General features: G+C 68.1%; 24 protein-coding genes. 9 read left to right on the top strand and 15 right to left on the bottom strand.

The features are described from left to right. Positions 1-264 precede the first annotated feature (264 nt). Together UC32_RS11300 and UC32_RS11295 are read left to right on the top strand one after the other, a co-directional pair. Positions 265-1,752, top strand: coding sequence for an amino acid permease (locus UC32_RS11300; protein WP_200896372.1), 1,488 nt, complete (start codon positions 265-267; stop codon positions 1,750-1,752). Positions 1,753-1,826: 74 nt separating this feature from the next. Next, positions 1,827-2,462 carry a LysE family translocator gene (locus UC32_RS11295; RefSeq protein WP_045731311.1) on the top strand — a complete coding sequence of 212 codons (636 nt, stop codon included), beginning with the start codon at positions 1,827-1,829 and terminating at the stop codon, positions 2,460-2,462. A 127-nt stretch (positions 2,463-2,589) separates the two neighbouring features. On the opposite strand, the gene UC32_RS11290 is transcribed toward UC32_RS11295, so the two are convergent. Further along, on the bottom strand, positions 2,590-3,456 hold the full coding sequence (locus UC32_RS11290) for an SDR family oxidoreductase (protein ID WP_045731310.1): 867 nt from the start codon (positions 3,454-3,456) through the stop codon (positions 2,590-2,592). Between the two features lie 140 nt (positions 3,457-3,596). On the opposite strand from UC32_RS11290, the gene UC32_RS11285 reads away from it, so the two are divergent. Beyond that, positions 3,597-3,974, top strand: coding sequence for a winged helix-turn-helix transcriptional regulator (locus UC32_RS11285; RefSeq protein ID WP_045731309.1), 378 nt, complete (start codon positions 3,597-3,599; stop codon positions 3,972-3,974). Between the two features lie 261 nt (positions 3,975-4,235). Further along, positions 4,236-4,499: a hypothetical protein gene (locus tag UC32_RS11280; RefSeq protein WP_045731308.1), complete on the top strand. Its 264-nt coding sequence runs from the start codon at positions 4,236-4,238 to the stop codon at positions 4,497-4,499. A 67-nt stretch (positions 4,500-4,566) separates the two neighbouring features. On the opposite strand, the gene UC32_RS11275 is transcribed toward UC32_RS11280, so the two are convergent. Together UC32_RS11275 and UC32_RS11270 are read right to left on the bottom strand one after the other, a co-directional pair. Continuing rightward, positions 4,567-5,316 (bottom strand): 3-hydroxybutyrate dehydrogenase, encoded by a 750-nt coding sequence (locus UC32_RS11275; RefSeq protein WP_045731307.1) that lies wholly within the window; start codon positions 5,314-5,316, stop codon positions 4,567-4,569. A 46-nt stretch (positions 5,317-5,362) separates the two neighbouring features. Next, the gene (locus UC32_RS11270) at positions 5,363-6,745 is read right to left on the bottom strand and encodes an MFS transporter (RefSeq protein ID WP_045731306.1); all 1,383 of its coding nucleotides are present in this window, start codon (positions 6,743-6,745) and stop codon (positions 5,363-5,365) included. A gap of 131 nt (positions 6,746-6,876) precedes the next feature. On the opposite strand from UC32_RS11270, the gene UC32_RS11265 reads away from it, so the two are divergent. Continuing rightward, the gene (locus UC32_RS11265; RefSeq protein ID WP_045731305.1) at positions 6,877-7,773 is read left to right on the top strand and encodes a LysR family transcriptional regulator; all 897 of its coding nucleotides are present in this window, start codon (positions 6,877-6,879) and stop codon (positions 7,771-7,773) included. 26 nt (positions 7,774-7,799) lie between these two features. Here the strand turns inward: UC32_RS11265 and UC32_RS11260 are convergent, their stop codons facing one another. From UC32_RS11260 to UC32_RS11210, 11 genes are all read right to left on the bottom strand, one after another. Continuing rightward, the gene (locus UC32_RS11260) at positions 7,800-8,738 is read right to left on the bottom strand and encodes a spermidine synthase (protein ID WP_045731304.1); all 939 of its coding nucleotides are present in this window, start codon (positions 8,736-8,738) and stop codon (positions 7,800-7,802) included. A 53-nt stretch (positions 8,739-8,791) separates the two neighbouring features. Beyond that, the gene (rfaE2, locus tag UC32_RS11255) at positions 8,792-10,342 is read right to left on the bottom strand and encodes a D-glycero-beta-D-manno-heptose 1-phosphate adenylyltransferase (RefSeq protein ID WP_045731303.1); all 1,551 of its coding nucleotides are present in this window, start codon (positions 10,340-10,342) and stop codon (positions 8,792-8,794) included. Continuing rightward, positions 10,333-11,766, bottom strand: a complete 1,434-nt coding sequence (locus tag UC32_RS11250) for an aldehyde dehydrogenase family protein (protein WP_045731302.1) — start codon at positions 11,764-11,766, stop codon at positions 10,333-10,335. The genes rfaE2 and UC32_RS11250 overlap by 10 nt, the downstream gene beginning before the upstream one ends. Before the next feature lie 62 nt (positions 11,767-11,828). After that, positions 11,829-12,530, bottom strand: coding sequence for an SDR family oxidoreductase (locus UC32_RS11245; protein ID WP_045731301.1), 702 nt, complete (start codon positions 12,528-12,530; stop codon positions 11,829-11,831). Between the two features lie 81 nt (positions 12,531-12,611). Further along, positions 12,612-14,072: a PfkB family carbohydrate kinase gene (locus tag UC32_RS11240; protein ID WP_045731300.1), complete on the bottom strand. Its 1,461-nt coding sequence runs from the start codon at positions 14,070-14,072 to the stop codon at positions 12,612-12,614. Beyond that, entirely contained in the window at positions 14,069-14,773 is a 705-nt protein-coding gene (locus tag UC32_RS11235; RefSeq protein ID WP_045731299.1) for a D-sedoheptulose-7-phosphate isomerase, read from the bottom strand. The genes UC32_RS11240 and UC32_RS11235 overlap by 4 nt, the downstream gene beginning before the upstream one ends. After that, positions 14,770-16,038, bottom strand: a complete 1,269-nt coding sequence (locus tag UC32_RS11230; protein WP_045731298.1) for a glycosyltransferase — start codon at positions 16,036-16,038, stop codon at positions 14,770-14,772. The genes UC32_RS11235 and UC32_RS11230 overlap by 4 nt, the downstream gene beginning before the upstream one ends. After that, on the bottom strand, positions 16,035-17,063 hold the full coding sequence (locus UC32_RS11225; protein ID WP_045731297.1) for a glycosyltransferase: 1,029 nt from the start codon (positions 17,061-17,063) through the stop codon (positions 16,035-16,037). The genes UC32_RS11230 and UC32_RS11225 overlap by 4 nt, the downstream gene beginning before the upstream one ends. After that, positions 17,060-18,148, bottom strand: coding sequence for a glycosyltransferase family 9 protein (locus UC32_RS11220; protein ID WP_045731296.1), 1,089 nt, complete (start codon positions 18,146-18,148; stop codon positions 17,060-17,062). Before UC32_RS11220 ends, UC32_RS11225 begins: the two co-directional genes overlap by 4 nt. Next, positions 18,148-18,684: a D-glycero-alpha-D-manno-heptose-1,7-bisphosphate 7-phosphatase gene (locus UC32_RS11215; RefSeq protein ID WP_045731295.1), complete on the bottom strand. Its 537-nt coding sequence runs from the start codon at positions 18,682-18,684 to the stop codon at positions 18,148-18,150. Before UC32_RS11215 ends, UC32_RS11220 begins: the two co-directional genes overlap by 1 nt. A 164-nt stretch (positions 18,685-18,848) precedes the next feature. Continuing rightward, positions 18,849-19,754 (bottom strand): sigma-70 family RNA polymerase sigma factor, encoded by a 906-nt coding sequence (locus tag UC32_RS11210; protein ID WP_045731294.1) that lies wholly within the window; start codon positions 19,752-19,754, stop codon positions 18,849-18,851. A 146-nt stretch (positions 19,755-19,900) separates the two neighbouring features. Here UC32_RS11210 and UC32_RS11205 point away from each other — a divergent pair, with 146 nt between their 5' ends. Next, entirely contained in the window at positions 19,901-20,944 is a 1,044-nt protein-coding gene (locus UC32_RS11205; RefSeq protein WP_045731293.1) for an NAD-dependent epimerase/dehydratase family protein, read from the top strand. Between the two features lie 20 nt (positions 20,945-20,964). Here UC32_RS11205 and UC32_RS20060 read toward each other — a convergent pair whose 3' ends face one another. Then, positions 20,965-21,849: a hypothetical protein gene (locus UC32_RS20060; protein WP_052690567.1), complete on the bottom strand. Its 885-nt coding sequence runs from the start codon at positions 21,847-21,849 to the stop codon at positions 20,965-20,967. 186 nt (positions 21,850-22,035) lie between these two features. On the opposite strand from UC32_RS20060, the gene UC32_RS11195 reads away from it, so the two are divergent. Genes UC32_RS11195 through UC32_RS11185 form a run of 3 tightly spaced genes read left to right on the top strand, consistent with a single transcriptional unit; the run spans position 22,036 to position 24,142 of the window. Further along, entirely contained in the window at positions 22,036-23,043 is a 1,008-nt protein-coding gene (locus UC32_RS11195; RefSeq protein WP_045731292.1) for a hypothetical protein, read from the top strand. After that, positions 23,043-23,471 (top strand): phage holin family protein, encoded by a 429-nt coding sequence (locus UC32_RS11190; protein ID WP_045731291.1) that lies wholly within the window; start codon positions 23,043-23,045, stop codon positions 23,469-23,471. Before UC32_RS11195 ends, UC32_RS11190 begins: the two co-directional genes overlap by 1 nt. Next, a complete protein-coding gene (locus tag UC32_RS11185; RefSeq protein ID WP_045731290.1) occupies positions 23,468-24,142 on the top strand; it encodes a DUF3618 domain-containing protein in 675 nt (224 codons plus the stop codon). Before UC32_RS11190 ends, UC32_RS11185 begins: the two co-directional genes overlap by 4 nt. The last annotated feature ends 56 nt before the right edge of the window (positions 24,143-24,198 follow it).

Here is a 24,198-nt window from a genome sequence, read left to right as displayed (position 1 = left end):
CAAGGGCAGCATCGATCTCCTCCAACGCCCTCACCACCGCCGACTTCCCCATAACCGAACTATGGCAAAGGGGTACGACATTCAAAGGACCGAAAGGGTTTCGACAAGCTCAACCACCGCAACGGGTTCGACAAGTCCAACCACCAGCGCCCACCCGGACAGTCTGAGATCAAAGACACCAAGCCTGCGTGAGGCTCATCACGGCGTCCCCGGAAGTGGTCTGCTGGTTAGCGGCTCCCCTCCCAAAGACGAGAAGGTAAGTGTATGCAACAAGCACCATCCCCAACCCGGAACGAAAGCCGCGCCGGACAGCAGACGCCGGCATCCGCCGTCGGAAGCGTCCTGAACCGCGGACTGAACGTCCGCCACATCCGGTTCATGGCCCTGGGCTCGGCCATCGGCACCGGCCTCTTCTACGGCTCCGCTTCCGCCATCCAGAAGGCGGGGCCAGCCGTCCTGCTGGCCTACATCATCGGCGGCGCCGCGGTCTTCATGGTGATGCGGGCGCTGGGCGAAATGGCCGTGCGGCACCCGGTATCCGGCTCCTTCGGCCAGTACGCCAGCCGCTACCTCGGCCCGCTGGCCGGTTTCGTGACCGGCTGGACCTACGTGTTCGAGATGGCGATCGTGGCCATCGCCGACGTCACGGCCTTCAGCATCTACATGGGCTTCTGGTTCCCGCAGGTTGACCGCTGGATCTGGGTCCTGGCCATCATCTGCTTCCTGGCCGCCCTGAACCTCCTCAGCGTCAAGGTCTTCGGCGAGCTCGAGTTCTGGTTCTCGCTGATCAAGGTGGCGGCCATCATCGCGATGATCGCCGGCGGCGCCGCCATCATCGCCTTCGGTTTCCAGGCCGGCGGTTCCACCGTGGCACCGGGCCTGGGCAACCTGGTGGAGCACGGGGGCCTGTTCCCCAACGGGTTCGGCGGCCTCCTGGCATCCTTTGCCGTGGTGATGTTCGCGTTCGGCGGCATCGAAACCCTCGGCATCACTGCAGGCGAAGCGGCCGACCCCAAGAAGGTCATCCCCAAGGCCGTGAACACCGTCCCGGTCCGCGTCCTGCTGTTTTATGTCCTTACCCTCGGTGTGCTCATGAGCCTCTTCCCGTGGAACGAAGTGGGCACCAACGGCAGCCCCTTCGTCCAGATCTTCAGCGGGCTGGGCATCCCGGCCGCTCCCCATATCCTCAATGCCGTGGTCATCACAGCAGCGCTTTCGGCCATCAACAGCGACATCTTCGGCGCCGGCCGCATCCTCTTCGGACTTTCCCGGCAGGGCCATGCACCCGCCGCATTCGGCAAGGTCTCACGGCACGGAGTTCCGTGGATGACGGTGGTCATGATGACCGCGATCCTCCTGGTGGGAGTGATCCTGAACGCCGTCATCCCCGAGGACGTTTTCCTGGTCATCGCCTCGATCGCCACCTTCGCCACCGTGTGGGTGTGGGTCATGATCCTCGCGTCCCATGTGGCGATGAAGCGGGAGATCGCACGGAAGGGATTGCCGGCGTCGGAATTCCCCTCGCCGTGGTGGCCCGCAGCATCGGTGCTGACCATCGCTTTCATGGTTCTGGTCATCGGTGTGCTGGGCGCCTTCGAGGACACCCGGATCGCCCTCTACGTCGGGGCAGCCTGGCTGGGACTCCTGGTCCTCGGCTACCGCCTGTGGGTCAAGGGTGACGGACGACGGCGGGCCCACCTTGACGACGAAACGTCGCCGCTGCCGGTGGTGGAGCGGGCCGCGCGCACCTAACGCAGCAGGTTTCGGCAGGCTCAATCACCGGCAGGCTCAATGCCAGGGGGCTCCTTCCGGGGCTAAGATCAGGCATGGTTCCTGCCTCCAGCCTCCTGGCGTTTGCCCTGGCCTCGGTGGTGCTGATTGCCGTCCCCGGCCCCAGCGTCCTGTTCGTCATCGGCCGGTCCCTGGCCCTGGGCTGGAGGGGCGGCGTCCTGACAGTACTGGGCAATGCCTGCGGCCAGCTGCTGCAGGTGGCCGCTGTGGCGCTGGGAGTTGGGGTGCTGGTGGCCCAGTCGGTGCTGCTCTTCAGCGCAGTGAAATTTGCCGGGGCCGCGTACCTTATCTACCTGGGCGTCCAGGCCATCAGGCATCGGAAGGTCCCCGCCGGTTCCGAAGGCCGCGCAACCGCCACCCGCCCGCGGCGGCTGGTGGCGGAAGGGGCGGTGGTGGGTGCCACCAATCCGAAGTCCGTAGTGTTCTTCGTAGCGGTGCTCCCGCAGTTCGTCGACTATCCGGCGGGGTCGATTCCCCTGCAACTGGGGATTCTCGGCGCGGTCTTCCTCATCATCGCAGTGGTTTCCGACAGCCTGTGGGCGGTGGCGGCCGGAACCGCCCGGGAATGGTTCGCCCGGTCGCCGCTCCGGGTTTCCAGGGTCAAGGCCACCGGCGGCGCGCTGATGATCGGGCTCGGCGGGACGCTCGCCCTGACGGGCAGCAAATCCTAGATGGCACCCCGCCATTGAGCTTAGTTACCGGACCAGCGGCCGGATGGAAGCACAGCAACCACAACGGACCGGAGACGCAAACGGTGCCCGGCCCCTTCGAAAGGGACCGGGCACCGTTTTGCGCTTGCTACGCCGAAGCTGCGGCGGACCGGACCGCCTCCGCGAGGGACGTCGTGGGGCGTCCGATCAGCTTCTGCAGATCACCGGTGGTGACCAGGAGGTCGCCCCGGGCGATGCCCAGGTCCGAGTCCGCCAGGATCTCAGCGAACGCCTGGGGTACACCCACCTGGGCCAGGAGGCCCGCGTAATCGCCCCCGGGCATGTTGTTGTAGCTGATGTCAGTGCCCGTGGCTGCGGTAATTTCTGCAGCAAGGTCGGCCATGCTGAAGGCATGGTCGCCGCCAAGCTCGTAGACCTTGCCGGCCTGGCCGTCGGCCACCAGCACTGCCGCGGCCGCCTGGGCGTAATCCTGCCGCGACGCGCCGCTGACCTTGCCATCACCCGCACTGCCGGCGATGGCACCCTGGGCCAGGGTGCCGGGCAGCTGCTCTGTGTAGTTTTCCAGGTACCAGCCGTTGCGCAGCAGGGCGAACGGAACGCCTGATTCGCGCAGGAGTTCCTCCGTTGCCTTGTGCTCGTCCGCCAGCTTCATGCCGGTGGAGTCCGCGTTGGCGATGCTGGTGTAGGCGAGGAGTTCCACGCCGCCCTCGGCCTTGGCGGCCTCGATGACGGTGCGGTGCTGCTCCACCCGCTGGCCCACTTCACTGCCGGAGATCAGCAGGACGCGGGTGGCACCCTTGAGGGCAGCTGCCACGGAGGCGGCGTCCGAGTAATCGACGGACACGACGCGGACTCCCTTGGCTGCGAAATCTGCCAGCTTGTCCACGGAACGTCCGGCGGCCACGATGTCACCGGCGGGAACGTCGCGCTCCAGCAGTGCTTCGAGGACGTGGCGGCCCAGGTGTCCGGTGGCTCCGGTAACGACGATGCTCATGGGTGGATCCTTTCGGGATGTTTGCTCTGTCAAAGGTCACAACCATGCCCTGATGGGATTGCTTCCCGAAAGAGAGTACGCACTTTGAAGTAAGGTACTTACCTTGCGGCAAGGTACTACCCAGACGGTAAGCTGCTGACATGGACGCAACCCTGCAGCCCGCTCCCCTTCCGCTCAGTTTTTCCGACGGCGTGTTCCCGGCCGGATGCCCCAGCCGGACGCTCCTGGACCACGTCACCAGCAAATGGGGCGTCCTAATCCTCATTGCCCTTTCCGAGGGGTCTCAGCGCTGGAGCGAGCTGCGGCGAAGGGCGGAGGGCATCAGTGAGAAGATGCTGGCCCAGACCCTGAAGACCCTGGAACGGGACGGGCTGGTGAGCCGGGACGCGCAGCCCGTCATCCCGCCGCGGGTGGACTACAGCCTGACGGAGAAGGGCTACGAACTGAGCGCACTGCTGGTGCCGCTGGTGGCGTGGACCTTCGATAATGCCGAGGAGATCATCAACGGCAGGCCCTGAGACAGCGCACCGGCAGAGGCTGGCCTGCCTCCCCCGCAGCCCGCTTCCACCGGGGCGCCCGCACCGTGACCTTCCCGTGCCCTCATTCGGGTAGTGCTGTTTTTAAAACTGAGTACCTGTTACTGGTGTGACTGGTGTGATTAGCGCATAGCTTTGGCGTAAGGTGCACGCCGGGATTACGAGGACCATCCTCCGCTGGGGAGCGTTCCGGCGCCAGGCACCGCGACTGAGCGGCAGGCTGCCGCCTGGGAGTTGGTACGCATGGATACGAATGATGTCCAGGACCTGTCCGGCATGGGCCGTCCCATCAGCCTTGGCTCGGCGGTGGCGCTGGGCTGGGGCAGGGCGGTTGAGGCACTGCGCCCCCGCAGCCCCTACAGGATCGGGGATGCCGTGCTGGGGGACGATCCCTTTAACGGCAGGCACGAGGGGACTGTGGTGACGCAGGACGGAACCACCGTTGGCGTCAAAACCGTCCGCGGGCTTTTCTTCTACGACCACCGGCAACTGCGAAGGCTGGACTGACCGCCGGAGCGGCCAGCCCAGCCTGGCATCCAGTGGTTGGCGCACTGGTTCACGGGCCATGGAAGGCTTACTTTGCCGACCAGCCGCCGTCCATCGTGTAGCTGGCGCCGGTCACCATACCGGCATGGTCCGAGGCCAGCCATGCCACCAATGACGCCACTTCCTCGGGCTCCACCAGGCGCTTGACGGCCGCCTCCGTGAGCATCACCTTGGCCAGCACTTCGGACTCGGGGATGCCGTGCACGGCAGCCTGGTCCGCGATCTGCTTTTCCACCAGCGGCGTCCGGACGTAGCCGGGGTTGACGCAGTTGGACGTGACACCGTGTTCCCCGCCCTCAAGCGCCGTCACCTTGCTCAGCCCTTCCAGGCCGTGCTTGGCGGAAACGTACGCGCTCTTAAAGGGGGAGGCCCGGAGCCCGTGCACCGAGGACAGGTTGATGATGCGGCCGAACCTGTTGGCGTACATGTGCGGCAGAGCGGCGCGGACAAGAAGGAACGGCGCCTCCAGCATCAGGGCCAGGATCCGGCGGAACTGCACCGGATCGAACTCCTCGATGGGGCTGATCCGCTGGATTCCGGCGTTGTTGACCAGGATGTCGCAGTCCAGGCTCAGGGTGGCGAGCGAGTCCACGTCCAGCAGATCCACGGCCCAGGAGGTGCCGCCCACCTCGTCGGCGAGGGCGGCAGCCGCTGCCGCGTCGACGTCGGCCACCACCACTTTCGCACCGCGGGCGGCTAGTTCCCGGACGCAGGCCGCGCCGATGCCGCCGGCACCACCGGTGACCAAAGCTTTCAGGCCGTTCAGTTCGTGTTCCATCTCAAAATCCCTTCGTACGCGCAGGCTGTCGTGGGGCCGTGGCAGCTCAGCGCGCGGAGGCGTTGAGCAGACCCTCGCGGGCGGCGTCGGCCTTGTCTACGTCCTGCAGCGCGATCCCCTTGGTTTCGCGCAGGCTCAGCACGGCGAACGCGGTGATGGCGCAGGCAACCACCAGGTAGATGGCGGTGGGGAGCCAGGAGCCGGTGTCCTTGAGCCACTGGGTGGCCAGCAGCGGCGCCAGCGACCCGGCGAAGATGGACGTCACCTGGGAGCCGAGCGAGACCCCGGCGTACCGCATCCGGGTGGGGAACAGCTCGGCCATGATGGCCGGCTGGCCGGCGTACATGAAAGCGTGCAGGCACAGGCCGATGGTCACGGCGAGCACGATGATCACGGCGTTGCGGGTGTCGAACATGGGGAAGGCGAAGAACGGCCAGGCGGCGCCGGTGATGGCACCCACCAGGTAGACGGGCTTGCGGCCCCAGCGGTCCACCAGCCGGCCCACCTGCGGGATCACCAGGAAGTGGATGACGTGGGCGATCAGCAGCGCCAGGAGGAGGGAGGAGGTGTCGTACTTGTGGACGCTCTTCAGGTACACGATGGCAAAGCTGACCACCAGGTAGTACATGATGTTCTCGGCGAAGCGGAGACCCATGGCCTGCAGGATGCCCTTGGGGTACTTCCGGATGACCTCGCCCACGCCGTAGCTGACAGCCTGTTCCTTCTCCACGAGCTCCTTGGCTTCGAGGAAGATGGGGGCTTCGGAAACGTGCCGGCGGATGTAGTAGCCCACGAACACGATCACGGCGGAGAGCCAGAATGCCACGCGCCAGCCCCAGCCGAGGAAAGCTTCACTGCTGAGGGTGGAGGACATAATGTACAGCACCAGGGTGGCCAGCAGGTTGCCCACCGGGACCGCGGCCTGCGGCCAGCTCGACCAGAACGCGCGCGTCTTGTTGGGACTGTGCTCTGCCACAAGCAGGACGGCGCCGCCCCACTCTCCGCCGAGGGCGAAGCCCTGGATGAACCGCAGGAAGACCAGCAGCGCCGGTGCCAGGTAGCCGATGTCCGCGAAGCCGGGCAGGCAGCCCATCAGGAACGTCGAGACGCCGATGATGACGATGGTCAGCTGCAGGGTGGGCTTGCGGCCCAGCTTGTCGCCGATCTGGCCGAAGACGATGCCGCCCAGCGGGCGGGCCACGAATCCCACCGCGTACGTGATGAAGGCCTGGATGATGCCGTCCAACTCGTTGCCGGTGGAGGGAAAGAAGTACTTGCCGAAGACCAGGGTGGCCGCCGTGGCGTAGAGGAAAAACTCATACCACTCCACCACGGTGCCCACCATTGAGGCGGCCACGATCTTCTTCAGTCCCCCACCCTTGGTGGGGGTCCCGGCAGCCTGGTTGGCCGGGCGTTCTCCTACGCTCACTGGTTTTCTCCTTTAGTGTCCACGTTGACACGTGCTGTGATCTCCAGCACAAGTGACTCCCCTGAGTATTGCTGCACAAACTTGCGCCTTCAATGACCAAAGCGGCACCCGCTGTGTGCACAATTGCAGATATGAATGCCAACCCCGATGACCTTTTAGTCCTCCTCGAGGTGTCACGTTCGGCGAAATTTACGACGGCGGCGCAGGCCTTGGGCCTGAACCACACCACCGTCTCGCGCAGGATCGCCGCGCTGGAGAAGTCGCTCGGCGGGCGCGTCCTGGCGCGGGCGGCGGGCGGCTGGGAGCTGACCGAACTGGGCGAGCGGGCGGTGCGCGTGGCCGAGCAGGTAGAGGAGGTCCTGGCCACGCTGGGACCCGGCGGCCGCGCACCGGACCCTATTACCGGCGTCGTACGAATGACCGCGACGGACGGTTTCAGCGCCTACATTGCCGCGCCTGCGGTGGCCCGGCTCCGGCGCGCCCATCCGGGACTGAGCGTAGAGGTGGTCACCATGACCCGGCGAGCGCTGCAGCAGCGCTCCGGCCTGGATATCGAAGTGGTGGTGGGCGAGCCGCAGGTGCACCGCGCGGAGGCGGTCCGGCTGGGCGCGTACATGCTGGGCATGTATGCCTCCCGCGCGTACCTGGCCGAGCACGGCACACCCGCCACCGTGGCTGACCTCAACGGGCATCCGCTGGTCTACTTCGTGGATTCCATGCTGCAGGTGGACGACCTGGACGCCCCGCGGCGCCTGGTTCCGGCAATGCGGGACGGGCTTACGTCCACCAACGTCTTCGTCCACGTCGAAGCGACGCGCGCCGGCGCTGGCATCGGCTTCCTTCCCTGTTTCATGGGCGACTTGCACGATGACCTGGTCCGGCTGCTCCCGGACAGGATCGCCGAGCTGCTCCCCTACTGGATGGTCCTGCGGCCCGATTCGATGCGCCGCCCGGCCGTGGCCGCCGTCGTCCAGGCCCTGCGCGACCAGGTGACGATGCATCGGGACGCGCTGCTGGGACGGGGCTAACCCTCCGGTGATTGAGCCTGTCGAAATCAGGTTTCGACGGGCTCAACCACCGGCGCCGGAGGATCGTGGCGCACCGGGGTGCCGGCAGCGAAGGCCCGGACCTGGGCGTCGTCCCAGATGTGCGCCGGCACTGCGCCGCCCAAAAGCCTGCGGGCCAGTTTGGGGTCGTCGCCGAAGGGAACGTCGCTGCCTGCCATCACCATGTTTCCGTAGCGCCGCCCCTTGAGCATTGCGGGATCGGCGATGATCAGGGTGTGCTCGAAGGACGCGGCGATGGTGGCGGCATCCTCGCGGGCATTTTTCAGGTCCGGGGCATCGCCGGAGTTCACCACGTACAGTCCGCCCGGGGCCAGGACCCGGCGGACGTGCTGGTTGAATTCGGCGGTGGTCAGCGGCCGCGGCGTGAAAGCGCCGGCGAAGACGTCACGGATGATGAAGTCGCGGGTGTCCGCGGTGAGGGTTTCGGTGACTTCCCGGGCCTCCCCCACCCGGATCCGGAGGAGCGGCGCCTTGGGCAGGTCGAACCAGTCGCGGACGTACCCGGCGAGCTTGCCATCGAGTTCCACCACTACCTGCCGCGCGTCCGGGTAGGCGGCGGTGAAGTACCGGGCAAGGGAGCAGGCTCCGCCGCCAAGGTGCAGGCCGCGCAGCTTCCCCTGGTTACCGGCGCCGGCCCGGGCGGACGAAGCGTCCTGCGGAGGCCAGCGGGACTCGATGAGCGCCGCGATCCACCGCATGTACTCGAAGTCCAGGAACAGGGGGTCTGCGAGGTCGATGTGCGAGCTCATGACCCCGTTGATCTTCAGGAGCCAGCCGGTGGAGTTGTCCTGGTCAGCGATCAGCTCGCAGTCACCGGTATCGACGTAATAAACGCCTTCCACCGGCCCCTTGGAACCGGGGGCCTGGCTGTCCACCACACCGGCCACAGCACGCCCGCGGCCTCCCGACCTTCCGCGTTTCGCCATTACCCGTGCCCCGCCTCAGTCATGGATTCAACCCTAGTGGAACTGCAGCGGGGCTACTCCCCCGAGCCCTGCAGCGCCGTGGCAGTTCCCTGGCCGCCGCGGATGCGGTTGACCACTGCCGTGGTGGAACGCTCGGCCACGTAGTCCAGGATGGCCACCCTGCCTCCCGACTCTTCGACGGCGGGTGTTTCGGCAAGCATCTCCGGCGTGTAGTCACCGCCCTTTGCGTAGACGTCGGGGCGGAGCTGCCGGATAAGTGGTTCGGCGGTAGGGGTGTCGAAAACAGTCACGTAGTCCACGCAGCTCAGGGCTGCCACCACCGCCGCCCGGTCCGCGACGGCGTTGATGGGCCGCCCCGGCCCCTTGAGGCGGCTGACGGAGTCGTCGCTGTTCAGCGCCACTACCAAGACATCACCCAGTTGCTTGGCCTGGTTGAGGTAGCGGGTGTGGCCGCTGTGGAGGACGTCGAAGCAGCCGTTGGTCAGCACGATGCGCTGGCGCTCGGACCGGTGCAGGTCCAGTTGCTGTTGCAGCTCGTCGGCTTCCAGGGCGGTGTCCGCGAAGGCTGCCAGGTACCGGCTGAGCTGGCTGGTGCTGCACACCGAGGTTCCGGGCTGGTGCACCACGACGTCGGCGGCGGACTGGGCAAGGTCCAGGCTCGCCGTCAGCGGCAGCCCGGCAGAGCGCGCCAGGGTCAGCGCCGCCACGAAGGTGTCGCCCGCCCCGGAGGCCTGCTTTTCGGCGGCCGGGCGTGCCCACGTGCGGTGGGTGGCGCCGCCGGGCCTGATGAGCACGGTGCCGTCCCGGTCCAGGGTGACCACCACCGCTGCGGCGCCGGTGGCTGCCAGCAGCGCCGGCGCCTGCCCGGTGACCGTGTCCGCCCGGTCCGGGCCGTCGGGGAGCCGGACATCGAGCAGCCGTGCGGCCTCCTGCGCATTCGGCGTCACCAGGTCCGGCCGCAGCGGGGCCCAGGGGCGGGGATCGTGGGAATCGACCACTACCAGCGGGCGGCGTTTTCCGGTGTTCCCCACCGTGGCCAGTGCTGCCACCAGGCTTTCCTGCACGGGGTCCGCGAGCACGCCGTTGCCGTAGTCGCACACCAGCACGGCGTCCTGGCGTTCGACGGCGGCGCGCACCGACGATGCAAGCCCGGCGAGCGCATCGGTGGGCACGGTCCGGGCGGCGTCGTCGATGCGGAGCATCACCTGGCCGCCGCTGCTGATCCGGATCTTGGTGGTGGTCACCATGTCCGGGTGCGTGTGCAGGTGCCGGACGTCGATGCCCGCCGCCTCGAGTTGGCGGCGCAGGTCCGCGCCGGCGTCGTCCGTGCCGATGATGCCGGCAACGGACACCCGGGCTCCCAAAGCGGCCAGGTTCATGGCGGTGTTTGCCGCGCCGCCGGGAAAGGAGTCCCGGACGGCGATGTCCACCACCGGCGCCGGAGCCTCCCTGCAGAGCCGCTCGATGGTGCCGCTCCACCAGCCGTCCAGCATGAGGTCACCGATCACCAGGACGCTCGGTTGCTCTGCCGCCAGGCGTCCGGGCAGCCATTCGGCGAGCGCCCGCTGGGTGGAAAGGTCGGCGGTTTCCGGGGTCAGGCCCACGGCCGTTCCTGTTCGGCTGGGGGTGCCGGCGGCGCCGCGATATGGACCACCTTGACCTGGCTGAACTCGTCCAGCAGTTCGGGCCCGTAGCCGAACCCGGCTCCGCTGTCACCGCGGGGCTGCGCTGCGCCGCCGGGGGCTCCGCCGAACACCGCGTTGACCTTGACCGTGCCCACCGGCAGGGCCGCCACGGCCTGCTGGATGTGGGCGATGTTGTTGCTCAGGACGGTGGCCGCGAGTCCGTACTTGCCGCTGCACGCGAGCCGGAGGCCGTCGTCGAACGAGTCCACCACCTGCACCGGCGCAACCGGGCCGAAGGTTTCCTCCGCCATCACCTGCATCTGTCCGGTGCAGCCAACCAGCACGGTGGCCGGATAGAAGGATCCCGGACCGTCCGGCAGGCCGCCTCCCTCCACAGCAGTGGCGCCGGCCGCGAGGGCTTCGGTGACCTGGGCGTGGACCTCGTCACGCATCCGCCCGTCCACCAGCGGGGCCACCGAGCCGCCGGTGTTGCGGCGGGCCGCTTCTGCCTGGAGCGCCGCGGTGAATTGTTCCGCGATGTCCCGGTGGACGTAGATCCGCTCCACCGCCGTGCAGATCTGGCCGCTGTTGCTGAAGGCGCCGATGGCGGCCTGCTCCGCTGCCCAGGCGGGGTCGACGTCGCGGTCCACCAGGAGCGGGTCGTTGCCGCCGTTCTCCCGGAGCACGTGTGCGCCGGTCAGCGCCCCGGCCCGGGCGATCCGGGCCCCTGATGCGCTTGAGCCCACGTGCGCCAGTACGTCCACCCCGGATTGGGACAGCAGCGCACCGACATCGGCCCCGCCGGACACCGTGAGGAACACGCCGGGCGGGAAGGCCGGTGCCAGGACCTCACCGAGGGCCTCGCCCAGCCGGGGGCAGCGTTCACTCGGCTTGTGGATGACGGCGTTGCCCGTGGCCAGGGCGGCGCCGATCAGTCCGCAGGCCACGGCCACGGGGTCGTTCCACGGAGTCAGGAGGACCGCGACGCCGCGTGGTTCGGCCACGGTGTAGTCGGCGGCGAGCCGGTTGCCCCGGAGGCTGTGCCCCCGGTGGACCGGGGCCAGCTCGGCGTACTGCTCAAGGGTGGAAACAGCCGCTCCGATTCCGGCCAGTGCTTCCTCGACGGGCCGGCCGGTTTCGCTGGCATTGAGCCCCGCCAGCTCCTGCGCGGCGGTGTCCAGGGCCCGGGCCGCAGCCTTGAGCGCGGCCCCGCGGTCCGCGGGAGGGGCAGCCGCCCATTCCGGCGCTGCCCGGCGCGCCACCTCCAGGGCATGGTTCACCGCTTCCGGCGCGGCTTCGGGGACTGTCCAGAGGATCTCTCCGGTGCGCGGGTCCGTGATGGTGAGGCCGGTGGATCCGGCCGCGTCCCGGCCTGCTGGTGTGTCGATCGCTGTGGTGGTCATTGGGGGTCCTCCCGTCGTATGCGGACGTGGCCTGTGGCCGGATTCGGTATTGGGTCCCCGCGTTAGGGCCAGGACCCTTCTTCCTCGTGGCAGATCAGCATTTCGCGGACTTCGCAGCCCCGGGGCTGGTTCAGCGCGAACAGGATGGCCTGAGCGGTGTTGGCGGGATCGTTCAGGCGTGAATCGTCCTGCGGCTTGTACTGTTCGGTTCGGTCATCGAAGAACCGGGTCTTCATGCCGCCGGGGATGATGGTGGTCACGCCGATCTCGCCTCCGGTTTCCGCCGCGAGGGCGTGGCTGAAACCCACCACACCGAACTTGGAGGCGCAATAGGCAGTGGCATCGGCCACGGCGCGCTTGCCCAGCGTGGAGGCGACGGTGATGACGCGGCCGTGGTTGGCCTTCAGGTAGGGCAGCGCGGCGCGCACCACGGAGACGGTACCCATCAGGTTCACCCCGATGACTTTCTCCCATTCCGTGGCCTCCACGTCGGCGAGCTTGCCGCAGCGGTCGATGCCGGCTGCGGTGACCACACCGTCCAGGCCGCCCACGGTTTCAGCGGCCTCCCGGACTGCCGCTTCCACGGCCAGCCGGTCCGCAACGTCCACTTCGAACGCCTTCACGCTGGACACGCTGCTGATATCGCGGTCCAGCACCACGGGGGTTCCCCCGGCCTTCAGGACGGCTTCGACGACGGCGGCCCCCAGTCCCGAGGCACCTCCGGTAACCAGTACGCGTCCGGGGTTGATGGCATCTGCAGTCATGGTGTTCCTTTCAATGGGGAATCAAATCTTCAGGTGTTGCGTGGTTGGACGGTGTGATGCGGACCGTGGGCAATAGGAAAGTCAGCCCACTTTCGCGAGGGCATCGGCCAACCCGGTGGTGGACCGTGCCGGATGGTAGGGAACAGTCACGCACCGGCCGCCCCAGCTCTCCACGAGCTCCGCTTCAGGCAGCCGGGAACCTTTGTAGTCCCCGCCTTTGACCCAGAGGTCAGGGCGAAGCCGGTCCAGGGCAGCTTCCGGGGTGTCCTCGTCGAACACCATCACTGCGTCCACGCACTCCATCGCCAGCAGGAGCTCGGCCCGGTCCTGCTGGCCGATGATGGGACGTTCCGCGCCCTTGAGCCGCCGGACCGAGCTGTCCGAGTTCAGGCAGACGATGAGGCAGTCGCCCATTTTCCGGGCCGCTGCGAGCGAGCGAACGTGCCCGGCATGCAGCAGGTCGAAGCAGCCACCGGTGGCCACCACCGTTCCACCGTTGGCACGGACGGCGCGGGCCAGCAGCAGCGGCTCGGTGGTGCGCCGGAGCGGCGTGGTGCCGTCTGCCGGCCGTTCCACCGGAGCACCAGCTGGTTCCGGCGCCTCCCCGCTGTCCTCCCGCAGCAAGCCATGGCCAATGCTCCGGTCGGGCAAGGCCGAGACGCCACCGGCCCCCAGGAAGTCAGCGGCATCATTGACGGCCTGCTCCGCGGCCTCGGGCAGGGTGCTGCCGGCCAGGAGGTGGACTGCCAGTCCGGCCACCAGGCGGTCGCCGGCCCCGCAGGGATCCCCGGCTTCCACCCGCGGCGCCGGAACATCCAGTGGGGACACGCTGTCCCGCTGCAGCAGCACGGCCCCTTCCGAGCCCTTGGTCACCAGGACCGCGGTGCTCTGCCAACGTTCAAGCAGGATGCGTCCGACGACGGCTGCCGGGTCACCGGCGTCGCCGTCACCTGAAGCGGGGGTCGCGTAAGCGGTGGCGGCTTTGGTGGCCTCCGCCAGGTTGGGCGTCACTACGGCGACTCCAGGCACAGGGTCCGGCCCGGACGGATGCGGGTCCCAAATGACGGGCACTTCGGCCGCCCGCCTGGCAAGCAGGCGCCGCAGCTCCGGGCTGGCCGCCACTCCCCTGCCGTAGTCGGCCACGATGATGGCCCCGGCGTCCTCCACTGCCCGGAGCATGCCGGCCGATATTTCCGGTACCGGTGGCTTGCCGCACCCCTGGTCGAAGCGGACCACTGCATGGGAGCCGGCCCGGACCCGGGTTTTCACCGGTGTGGGGTGGCTGCTGGGGCCGGACACCAGGCGCACGCCGGCGAGGTGGCCGCGGAGCTGCCGGCCGGCGTCGTCATCGCCAAACACAGTCACCAGCGTGACGGGCCAGCCTTCCCCGGCCAGCATCCGCGCCACCAGCCCGGCGCCGCCTGCGCGGCTGCGGATCCCGGATACGTCCACCACCGGGACAGGTGCATCCGGGCTCAACCGGGTGGCCTCGCCGCAGAGGTCAACGTCCAGCAGCACGTCGCCCACCACCACGATCCTCATGGCCGGGCTCCCTGCTGGAGCGTGGCGGCCGGGTGGCGGCGCCCCACTTCCAGGTCGAAGGCCCGGCAGACGGCGTGCAGGGCAATCAGGTGGCCCTCCTGCGCATTCGCGTTAAGGGCATCGATCATCACGGCCTCATCGCAGGCGGCGGCCAGCGGGTTGGGCCCTGCACCGGTCAGGGCCCATGTGGTGATGTTCAGCCGGGACGCGGCCTCCGCGGCCCGCAGCAGGTTGGGGCTTTTCCCGCTGGTGGACAGCAGGACCAGCACGTCACCGGAGCGGCCGTGGGCGCGCACCTGCCGGGCGAAGACGTCGTCGTACCCGTAGTCATTGGCGATGGCCGTGATGGCGGATGTTTCTGCGTGGAGGGAAATGGCGGAGAACGGGACCCGCTCGCCGTCGAACCGCCCCACCAGTTCGGCGGTGAGGTGCTGGGCCTCGGCGGCGGACCCGCCGTTGCCGGCTGCCAACAGCCGCTGCCCGCGGAGCATCCGCTGGGCCAGCTCCACACCCCAGGCGGCGAGCCGGCCGGACTGGCTGCGCAGGGATTCCAGGGCGGGAACCACGTTGTCCAGGTGCAGCCGGACGGCGTCGGCACTGGCGGAATCCACGAACGCGGCGCCGGGCAGCACCGCCGGGAGCGCCGGGGCCATGGCCAGGTGCGCCAGGTCGATGTCGCGGAGGGATGATTCAGCAGTCACAGTGCCGCTCCTTCCAGGGGGATGGCTGCCGGGCCGGCGGCACCAGCTGCGGCCCCCGCCACCGCCAGCTTGTAGGCCTTTTCGGATTCCGCGGCCACCCGGTCCCACGAATAGCGGGCACGGGCGCGGCGCTGGCCGGCGTTGCCGAGTTCGGCGCGCAGGGAGGGGTTGCCGAGCAGCATGGCCAGGGCTGACGCGATGGCTTCCGGGTCGCGGGGCGGGACATGCAGGCCGGTGGCATGGTCCACCACCGTGTCCCGCAGCCCGCCCACAGCCGCGGCCACCACCGGCACGCCGCACGCCATGGCTTCGAGGGGCACAATGCCGAACGGCTCGTACCAAGGGGCGCAGACCACGGCATCGGCACTGCGGAAGATGCCGGGCATGTCCCCCCGGGGCACCTGGCCTTCCAGCACCACCTGGTCCTGGACTCCGAGCTCTTCTGCGAGGCCCAGCAGCCGGCGCACCTCCGGGTCCGAGTGAAGGGCACCGGAGTCCCCGCCGCCGCCCACGATGAGGAGTTCGACGTCGGCAAAGCCCGCTGCGCGCAGGTGGGGCAGGGCGCGGATCACCAGGTCCACGCCCTTGCGGGGCACCAGCCGGCCCACCGAAAGGATGCGGTGGGACCTGGGTTTGGCGTCCGCCGGCCCCTCCGGCCCGAAGACGTCAAGGTCCACGCCGCAGGGTGCGATGGATATCTTTCCCGTGTCGATGCCCATGGCCTTGAGTTCGAAGACCTCGTCCGAGCAGGTGGCGATGATCCGGTCTGCGGACCTTCCGACGCCGGGTTCGAGCCAGCGGCGCTCCTGCGGGCTGGTGTCCTCGGCGCCCTGGTGCCGGCGCTTGACCGTGCCCAGGGCGTGGAAGGTCTGGATGACAGGGATCCGGTAGCCCGGGCCGGGCCGGCGGCCGGCGTCCAGCGCGGCCAGGCCGGACATCCAGAAGTGTCCGTGGACCACATCCGGCGGCCGCCGGTCCCAGTCCCGGGCCACGCCGTCGGCCAGTTCGCCCATGAATGGCAGCAGTTCGTCCTTGGGAACGTGCTGCGGAGGGCCGGCGTCCACATGGACCACGTCGAAACCGGGCCCCACTTTTACGCGGTCGGGAAGCTCCGTCGCGTCCCTGCGGGTGTACACGGTGACCTGGTGGCCGCGCCTGGCCAGCGCCTCGGACAGCGCTGCGACGTGGACATTTTGCCCGCCGGCGTCCACCCCGCCCAGGGCTGCCAGCGGGCTGGCGTGCTCGGAAATCATCGCGATCTTCATGCGGTCTTCCTTTCTTGCGCCGGAACAAGGATCTGCTCCTCCGGTCGGTGGCGGGCAGGGGGCCTGCGCCCGAGATCTGCCAGGAGCCCATCCCAGCTGGCCTGGAATTTGCCCAGGCCGTAGCGGGCCAGTGCGGCCTCGCGCGCAGCAACGCCCCGCCGTCGTGCTTCTTCCGGGTCGGCCACCAGCCTGCGCGCGCACCGGAGCAGCTCGTCGATGTCCGCGGATACCACTCCGGCTTCCGGCGGGACCGCCCGCGGGGCTTCGGTGGCGGCCAGCACCACCACGGGCATGCCCAGGTGCATGGCCTCCAGGAGGGACAGCCCCAGGGACGTCCAGCGCATGGGGTGAAGGTAGACGCGGCAGCGTGCCAGCTCGCGGTGGAGTTCCTGCGTCTTCAGGTCACCGCGCGGGGTGAGCCGTTCCGTCCCGATGCCGGCGGCGGCTGCCAGCCCTTCGGTCTTCATCCCGAACACCTGCAGGGGCGCCACCTCGGCGAAGGCGGGCAGCAGGTCCGTGCCCGTCACCCGGCCGCGGCGAACGGGCTCGTTAACCACCACGCCCAGGTCCGGCAGCTCCCCCGTGTAGAGCTGCCCGGGATCCGGGATGCCATGCTCAATGACCTTGGACAGGGCCGATCCGTTGTCCCAGGCGAGCCGGTTGAAGTGGGTTACGTGCACCAGGGGGATGGTGTTCTGGTCCGCCAGCGGGTGCCGGGTGAAGGGGAAATCACCCTTGGGCGTGTTGTGCTCCACGAAGACCGCGGGCAGGTCCACTCCGGGGGTACGGCCCAGGACCCCGGAGACTTCGCTGATTTCTTCCGGCCGTTGAAGCACGACGGCGTCAACGGAGCCTGCGTCCAGCGTCGCCAGGTCCACCTCCCGCACCGAGTCCGGCCAGTTGCGGCCGGCGCGGCCCAGGCCCCACGGGCCGCCTTCGGGCAGGGCTGGGAGCAGGTACTCGTGCCTGCCGCGGACGAAGGCGTCCGTCCAGGATCCGTGGACATGCCAGAGCAGGATTCTCATCTGTTGCGGGCCTTTCTACGGGTGCTGACGTGGGTGCTGAAGGAGCTCACGCCGCTGATCAGGCGTTCAACGGCAGCCACCACTTCTTCGGGGGATACGGAGTCCAGGCAGGGGTGGCCGGGGACGGGGCAGATGCGGGCCCGGGTCATCCGGCATGCCGCGTTCTGGTCCCCCAGCAGCTCCAGCGGCACCCCGTACGGTGCCCACCGGATGGCCGGGACCACGGGTGAGAAGAGGCTCACCACCGGGGTGCCGACGGCCGCGGCCAGGTGGGCCGGTCCCGTGTTTCCGGCGACCACGGCCTGGGCTCCGGCCATGACACCGGCCATCGTGGACAGGTCGGTGCGTCCGCCCAGGTCCAGCGCCGAGGGGCCGGCCACTGTTGCCGTCAATGAGGTTTCGCCGGGACCGCCGGTCACCACCACACGGTGGCCGGCGCCTTGGAGGAGTTCGACGGCGGCGGCGTGGTGGAGCGGGGGCCAGGCCCTGGCCGGGACAGCCGCGCCCGGGTGGACCACTACGTAGGGACCGTCGCCGACGAGGTCATGCACATCCGGGCCTGGAGTGATGTGGAGCTTGCCGTCATCGCCCAGGGGGAGCCTGAATCCTGCGGCTTCGGCGATGCCCAGCGCACGTTCGGCCTCCGGCTGGTCTTCGGGGAAGTCCTCGCCGGGTTTCAGCCGCACATCGAGCAGGGAGCCCGCAAAGTCCGTGGAAGCACCCGTGATCCGCTCGACGCCGGCCAGCCGGAGCAGGAGTGCCAGCGGCAGCGGGGACTGGTGGAAGGAAGTGAGGATGACGGCTTCGGTGATCCTGGAGTTGCGCACGTATTCGATGAGGCGGTCCGCGTGGGGGCCCGCCATTTTGGGTGCAGGGTTCATGATCCACGGGCTGTCCCAGCTGTAGACCTCCGCGGCGCCGGGCAGGAGTCCCGCAGCGGCCTCACCCTGCCGGCCGCACAGCATCACCACATGGTTCGCGCCGCTGCCGTCCGGGACCCGGCCGTTGGCGGCTGCCCGCACGGCCGGTCCGGCCAGGAGGACATCGCCCATGCTGTCCAGCCGCGCCACCAGGATCCGGCCCATTACTGTGCCTCCCGGAGTAGACGGACGGCGCCGGCCAGGTCGCGGGCCACCAGCCGGGCCGCAGCCACTTCCTCGGCCCTGGTCACCGGGGTGGGAACCAGGACGCCGGTTGCCCCGGCTGCCTCGGCAGCCAAGACGTCGGCGCCGATATCGCCGATCAGGGCAGCTTCGGATTCGTCGATGCCCAGCTTCCGGCAGGCGCTGTGGACCATTCCCGGTGCCGGTTTGCGGCAGGAGCACTTGTCCTGATCCGAATGGGGGCAGAATTCCCACACGTCGAAGGGGCCCAGGAGCTCCTCCACCCTGGCATTGACGCTGGCAACGTCCTCCTCGCTGATGAGTCCACGGGCAATGCCGGATTGGTTGCTGACCACGCCCGTGGCAATGCCGCTGGCCCGGAGGGCGTCCAGCACTTCCCTCGCCCCGGGCATGGGCCGTACCAGGGCCGGGTTCCCGTTATAGGGAACATCGACCACCAGCGTTCCATCCCGGTCGAACAGGACGGCGCGGATTTTGGCAGTTGTGGTGCTTACCATGTCAGTCCTGTTCCCTCCTGCTGCTGCTCCTAAACAGGCCAACGTCGCACCGGGCGTCAGACAGCAACGTGACCGGCCCGCTGAACAGGCAAGATAGGAAATCCAAGGTGTGGCGCGTCCGGCGGCAGGGCCGGAAGTCAGTGCAGTTTTGAGTTCAGTACGGGTCAATCACAGCGTCGACTCCGGTTGGAGCGTCCGGCCCGTCGGGTCTGGGCCCGGCCCAAGGAAGCCGCGGTGCCGCGGCACTCGCTGGATGGTTCGTCGAGCCGGGAACTGTTTTCCAGGCGGCGCTGGAGTTCCACCAGTACGCGGGCGAGCCGGCGTGAAACCTGCATTTGCGACATGCCTAGCCGCTTGCCCAGTTGCACCTGCGTTTCCTCGCAGAAGTAGCGGCGGTACAGGAGCTCCCTGTCGGCCGGTTCCAGGTCATGCATGGCCTCGCGCAGGCAGGCCAGTTCCTCCAGCCGTTCCAGGGGCGTGTCCGGGCAGGCGAGCATATCGCCGATGGACGGCGCGTCCGAGTGCGGGTTGACCGCGTCCAGGGAGTCCGGGTGCATGCTGCTGGATGCGGACATGGCTTCCTGCACTGCCGCCGGGTCTGTGTCCAGTGCCCCGGCGAGCTCCTCCACGCTGGGACTCCTGCCCAGCACCTGGGTCAGTTCCGGCTCCGCCTTGAACATCCTGGTGCGGAGGTCCTGGATGTTCCGTGGCGGCCGGACCACCCAGGTCCTGTCACGGAGGTACCTCTTCAGTTCCCCGGTAATCGTGGGTGCGGCGTAGGCGGGAAAGCTTTCGCCCTTGGACCTGTCGAAGCCCCGTGCGGCCTTGACCAGTCCCAGATAGGCCACTTGATTCAGGTCCGCCCGTTCACGGCCGCGGGCTTCGAAGCGCGCCGCCAGTGCTTCGGCGAGGTCGAGGAAGCCCAGGACAAGGTCGTTTTCGAAGGTCTCACGCAACTGCCCGGACTTGGCGTGTAGATCATGGGGTGAAGCAGTTTCTTGCGTTGGCGTGGACTGATGGGCGGGAGTGAATGAAGCGTCCACTGCAACTGGAGAGAAAGATTCTGGCATTGACGTTGGTTCCCTCGGGGATGGTTCCGAAAGCCTGCGGCAAGACTTAGAAGCAGCAAATCATAAGCCTGCTTATAAAACAATCCTTCTTGGCGATAGTCTCGTCTGGTACGCAGTTCCGTCCACCTTGTGTCAGGAGCACCCTCATGCGGATTGTCATCACCGGTGCCAGCGGAAACGCCGGCACGGCCCTCCTGCGGAACCTGCAGGGCCAGCTCGCCAGGAAGCCGGGAAGCCTCCAGCTCGCCGGCATCAGCCGCCGCCTGCCGGATACCAGCCAGGCTCCGTACGCAGGGGTGGACTGGCACACGCTTGATGTGGGGCTGGAGCAGGACCGCCAAAAGCTGGAAGCAGCGCTGGAAGGAGCTGACGCCGTCGTACACCTCGCGTGGCAGATCCAGCCCAACCGGGACCTCGAACAGCTGTACCGGACGAACGTCAACGGGACCAGGCACGTACTGGACGCAGCCAGGACCGCGGGGGTCAAGCAGGTGGTCTGCGCGTCCTCGGTGGGCGCTTACAGCAAGTCGTCCAAGGACGGGCGCAGGGATGAATCCTGGCCCGCCGAGGGAATGCAGGGCTCCCATTACAGCCGGCACAAAGCTGAGCAGGAAGCGCTGCTGGACCGGTTCGCGGAGTCCGAGCCCGGCATTGCCGTGGCCAGGCTCCGCCCGGGCCTGATCTTCCAGGGCGACGCCGGCAGCGAAATCGGCCGGTACTTCCTGGGCCCCGTCATTCCGCGGCTGCTCCCCGGCAGGCTGCGGATCCCGCTGCTGCCTGCGCCGGACAACCTGGTCTTCCAGGCGGTGCATGCCGACGACGTGGCCGAGGCCTATTGGCGTGTGGTGGACCAGCGGGCCAGCGGCGCCTTCAACATTGCGGCCGAACCGGTCCTGGATCCCCAGGAGCTGGGCCGGATCCTGGGTGCCAGGAGAATCCTCCCCGTGCCCATGTGGCTGCTTCACCGGGCCGCCGGGCTGGCGTGGCGGCTGCGGCTTCAACCCACCGATTCGGGATGGGTGGAGATGGCCGCTGGAGCACCTGTGATGGATACCCGGCGGGCGCAGCGGATTTTGGGGTGGGAGGCAAAGACTTCAGCGGCGGACGCAGTCCGGGAAGTGTTGGACGGCATGGGAACGGGGAAGGGAGTAGCTCCCTCCCCCGTACTGAAACCGCGCAGCCACTCGTAGCCGCTGCGGTCCCCCGCGGCCTAGATTCCGTCGTGTGGATTACGCTCCGCACGCCGTGTCTGGTCACCGTCGGAGTCCACGGCGCCGCCCGGCTGCCGGTCCCGGCCGTCCAGGCGCGGATCCTGCTCGCCGGGGCGCCGCTCATCAGCAAGGGTCTCGGCGTCGGCGCCGGGAGCGCCCCGCCCGGCCACCGGCCCGCGCGCGTCAGCCTCGCGACCGCTCCCCGCATGGTCGCCGTACACCGGGTCGCCATACGCCCGGTCATCGTGCGCATTGTCATCGCCTGTACTGCCGCGGCGGTCGTCAGCCTGGCCACCGAAGGCCCGGTCATCCTGCGCATGCGTGGTGCGGCCATGGTCGCTCGGCACGCGGCCATCGCGTGCACCGTCACGGCCCGCTTCGGCCTGGCTACCGACGGCCCGGTCATCCTGGGTGGCATGTGAATGGACGCCCTGCACGCGGTCATCGTGGGCATGGCCTGCTGTGCCACCGGCCACGTCAGCCTGGTGCGTACGCTGTGCGCCGTCGTCGGCCCTGCGACCCCGCCGGCCGGCGTCGGTGGTGACGTCGGGATCTATTTCGTCAGCCTTGCGCGTGTGATCTGCGACTTCGTTGCGGAGCGAACCTGCCTCGCGGGCCTTCTCATCGGCCTCCTGGCGCAGGCGTGCGGCGTTGACCTGCGCCTGCTCGGCGTCAGCGCGCGCACGGGCAGCCTTGGCCTCACGTTCACGGGCATCGATTTCCTTGGTTTCCGCTTCCCTGCGGATTTCTGCTGCCTTTTCGCGGTGTTCCTGCTCGCGTTTTTGCTGGACGGCCTTGCGGCGCTGCCCGCTCATCAGCAGGACAACAATCAGCAACACCACAACAACGGCAATGATTATCCAAATCCATGGAGCTGTTTCCACGCTACCCACCACTTCCACTTGAGTTGTGACCGGGCAGGCGCTCGCTGTCCGGCTGACTTTTCGGGTTCGGTTATAACTCGTTTACGAAGGGTACTTACCTTTCATTAGTAATCATGCTTATCATTTTACGGCCAGTATTGCTGGTTCTTGATCAACAACCGGCCTTCTTGGAAAGAGAGATGGAAGATGACAGAGAACCAATGGCCCGAGGACCCCAACGCGGCTCCCACGGCCAATACAGGAATTCCCGGCGAGCGGACAGCAACCACCTTCCCCGCCACCACAACTCCGCAGACGTCTGTACCCGGGACGGGTGACTACGTTCCAGGCGGTTACCAGGCGGGCACGCCGTCAGGTGGTTCGAAAACCGATGCAGCAAAATCGGAGGCCTCGGATGTGGCAGGACACGCCACGGCTGCAGCCCAGGACGTGGCGCATACGGCGAAGGAGGAAGCCGCCAATGTCGCAGCGGAGGCAAAGACCAATGCCAAGGACCTGATGGACCAGGCGAAGAGCGGCCTGACCAGCGAGGCAGGAGTTCAGCAGCAGAAGGCCGCGCAGGGGATCCGCAACATCTCCGACCAGCTGCACAGCATGGCCACCGCCCCGGAGCAGGGTGTGGCGAGCGACCTGATCCGGCAGGCGGCCGAGCGCAGCTCTTCCGTGGCGTCCTGGCTGGAGAGTAGGGAACCCGGCGACCTGCTGGGAGACGTCCAGCGGTTCGCCCGCAACAAGCCAGGGACGTTCCTGCTGCTTGCGGCAGGCGCAGGCGTTCTGGCGGGCAGGTTGACGCGCAGCCTCACCGCCGGCGCCCCGGAGGCATCCTCCGGCACCGGCACGTCCGGCACCCCGGGCAGGCACTCCGGCGGACTCCAGTATTCGGGTACCGGCTATGGCGACCAATTCAGCGAGTCCTACCCCCCGGCCGGCGGTACCGTCCCGCCTCCGCCGGTGCAGCTGCCCGGCCCGGCAACCACAACGGCAGGGTACGACGGCGGCGCTCCCGGCAGCGGATATCCGGAACCTGCGCGGCCGGCAAGTGGGCTGGACAGCCCCCAGTTGGTTGAGGAGCCTTGGTCCGGAAACCGGATCGCCGAAGACCCCGTCTATGACCGCGAGCTCGCGGATGATCCCATGGCAAACGACCCCCGCACCCGCGACCGGTCCGCGGATGGCGAGTCCGGCAGGTTCTGATGAGTAGCCAGATTCCTGAGTCGCCGAATGTGGCGCACCAGAAGGCGGACAACGCCTCCCTGGGGGATCTTCTTGGTGATGTCACCCGGGACCTGTCCACCCTGATGCGCCAGGAAGTCGAGCTCGCCAAAGCCGAACTCAAACAATCCGCCACCCGTGCCGGCAAGGGCGGCGGCATGCTCGCCGGCGCCGGCGTCGCAGGCCACTTCGTCCTGATTTTCCTGTCCTTGGCCCTGATGTTCGCCCTCGGCGCGCTCATGCCCCTGGGCTGGGCCGCCGTGATCGTCGCCGTGATCTGGGGCATCGCAGCCGCCATCCTGGCCAGCATCGGCCGCAAGGAACTCAAACAGATCAAGGGCCTGCCCCAAACAGGCGAAACACTCTCCGAAATTCCCCCCACCCTCAAACCAGGCGAGGTAAACCGATGAGCGAAAACCCCGACGCAATCCGCGCCGACATCGAAGCCACCCGGGCACGCCTGGGCACCAACGTCGACGCCGTCGCGGACAAAGTCACACCGTCCAACATCGTCCACCGCCAAACCGACAAACTCAAAGACGCCGCCACCGGCGTCAAGGAGAAAATCATGGGAGCAGCAGACCACACCACCACCCGAATCCAGGACACGTTGCACCACGGTGCACAAAGCAGTGCCGGACACACCACCAACGCACTCCACAGCACCGGCGACACCCTCCACGACGCCAAAGACAACGTCGCCTCCACCCTCTCCGACGCCGGCCACACCGTCGCCGCCACACCGGTCCGGGTCAAAGCCAAAACCCAGGGCAACCCCCTCGCCGCCGGCCTCATCGCCTTCGGCGCAGGAATGCTGATCTCCTCCCTGATCCCCGCCAGCGAGAAGGAACGCCAGGCAGCCGACCAGCTCAAAACCGCCGCCGAACCCCTCACCACCGAACTCACCGACGCCGCCAAAGACATGGTCCAGGACCTCAAAGAACCAGCCCAACACGCCATGGACAACGTCAAAACCACCGCCACCGACGGCATCGAACACGTCAAAACCGACAGCCAACACGCCGCCACCGACGTCAAAGACCACGCCACCAACGCCAAAGACACCATCCAAAACACCTAGCCAGGCGCCAAATCGTCGGCAGCAGGGGCCGTCGTTCCATTTCGGAAGGGCGGCCC

The organism is Pseudarthrobacter chlorophenolicus, assembly GCF_000962805.1.
Lineage (GTDB): Bacteria > Actinomycetota > Actinomycetes > Actinomycetales > Micrococcaceae > Arthrobacter > Arthrobacter chlorophenolicus_A.
Note: the sequence above shows the minus strand (reverse complement) of the source record. Positions and strands in the feature narration are given on the sequence as shown.